The sequence below is a fragment of the Bradyrhizobium sp. MI1.11 genome, from assembly GCF_055811255.1.
In genome coordinates, this window is the sequence record NZ_JBVVPM010000153.1 from 1 (window position 1) to 2,046 (window position 2,046).

At 64.9% G+C, this 2,046-nt stretch carries 2 protein-coding genes; both read right to left on the reverse strand.

The genetic code is table 11. The annotated features are described in order from the left end of the window. On the reverse strand, positions 1 to 302 hold a 302-nt coding region (locus tag AC0L30_RS42765), incomplete at its 3' end, for an ATP-binding protein (RefSeq protein ID WP_473406770.1). A 19-nt stretch (positions 303 to 321) separates the two neighbouring features. Then, positions 322 to 1,863, reverse strand: coding sequence for an IS21 family transposase (gene istA / locus AC0L30_RS42770; RefSeq protein WP_007599102.1), 1,542 nt, complete (start codon positions 1,861 to 1,863; stop codon positions 322 to 324). Between the last annotated feature and the right edge of the window lie 183 nt (positions 1,864 to 2,046).

Genomic DNA, 2,046 nt, shown 5'->3' on the forward strand with positions numbered 1-2,046 from the left:
TTTTGCTTGCGGCTGATCCAATCGCCATCGACGAGCTTGGCAAAGAAGGCGCGGTCGATGCCGCGCGGAGCGCGCAGATCGACATCTTCGACGATTGCGGCCTGCCGTAGCGAGGCGAACTTCAGGCGCACGATGAGCCTTTTGTTCTCTCGCTCGGTTGCTTCGCGATCGATCATCAGGCCGAGGCGCTGCTCGAAGGTCAGCGCGGTAACGTCCGGTTGGCGTTGCTGATCGTCGAAGGCCTTGGCCATGCCGGCGAGCCCGAGAGCAGCGAGACGTTCGTGGGTGTGGTTGCTGAGCATAAGGTCTCCTTGTTGGTGGTCAGTGGTAGTAGCCGCGGCCACGGATGTTGCCGTGCTGGATGGGATCGGCCTCGGGGGCGGTGTCGGGAAGGAAGGCTTTGTCCAGGCCGGTCTTGAGGATCGAGGCGATCGACCGATAGCTCGCTGAGCCGATGCTGATCCCACGGCGGCACGCGGCTTCCAGACGTTGCGTCCCATAGGTCTTTTCCAACCGCAGGATGCCGAGACAGGATCGGAAGCCCTGCTCGGGATGGGGCTTTGTCCGCATGATCGCCTGGCACAGCGCGATCGTGGACGGACCGATCTTCTCGGCGGCGGCCAGCAGACGTGCCGGCGTCCAGAAGGCGTATCGGCGATGTGCGCTCGGCATGTGCTCGGGGATCGTGGTGTGGCGGCGCCTGACGCCTGAGCGTGCGTGGCTGGCGATCCGGGTGCCGCGATGGAACACCTCGATGGTTGCCTCGGTGGCCCGCACCTCGACGACCTGGCGGATCAGGCGAGATGGCACCGAGTAGAAGTGCCCCTGAACCTCGACATGGTAATCCGGCGCTACACGGGCACGACGCCATTCGGCGTACTGATAGGGTTCGGCCGGCAGCGGCATCAGGGCCGGACGATCGATGGTGTCGAAGAACTCGCGGCGGCTGGCACCGAGCTTGCGCATCAGGCGGGCGTTGAGTTCGTCGACCAGGATGCGGATCGCAACGTTCAACTCGGCGAGCGAGAAGAAGCGCCGGTTGCGCAGCCGCGCCAAAATCCATCGCTGGACGATAAGAACCGCCGCCTCCACCTTGGCTTTGTCGCGCGGCTTGCGGGGCCGCGCCGGCATAATGGTGGTGCCGTAATGGGTGGCAAGATCCTGGTAAGTCCGGTTGACGCCTGGCTCGTAGCGGCTCACCACCGTCACCCCGGCCTTCAGATTGTCGCAGACGAGCGCCTTCGGCACTCCGCCCAGGAAGGTGAGCGCATCCACATGGGCGCCGATCCAGTCGGGCAGCGCCTCGCTGAACCGGGCTTGGACGAATGTGTAGTTCGACGCTCCCATGACCGCGACGAAGATCTTGGCGGCGCGCACCTCCCCGGTAAGCCCGTCGAACACCGGCACGGTATCGCCGGCGAAGTCCACGAACAGCTTTTCGCCGGCCGCGTGGGTCTGCCGCATGGTCGCCGTGATGCCGTGGCGCCATTCGACGTAGAGGTCGCAGAACCGGCTGTAGCCGTAGCCGTCGGGATGATGGCCGCGGTATTCCTCCCACAGCAGCGCCAGCGTTACGCTGCGGCGGCGCAACTCGGCATGGACATGCCCCCAATCCGGAAGCGGCTTCGATCGCGGCGGGTTGTAGCCGGCTGGCGCAAACAGCTTGCGCTCCAGTGCTGTGTCGTCGAGCTCCTCCGGTATCGGCCAGGTGATGCCGATCACCGCGGCGCGGCGGACATACTCCGCGATCGCCGTGCGACCGATCCCGACCGATCGGGAGATCACCCGATCGCTCACCCCACAGGCATACTTCAGGCGTAGAACTTCTCGAATCTTCCGCATCGGCAATCTCTCGGCGGGCATCGGACCTCCCATTGCGTGAACCGCAAAAGGAGGGACCTTGCCCCGTTCAGATTGCCGACAACGCCCCCCGTCTCACCCTATCAACAGGGTGGCCGCCTTCGTTCGGATTGGGTGGCCGCTTTCGATCGGAATCGCTGGCCGCCTTCCGTCGGAATCGGTGGCCGCTTTGCCTCGGATTCCGCA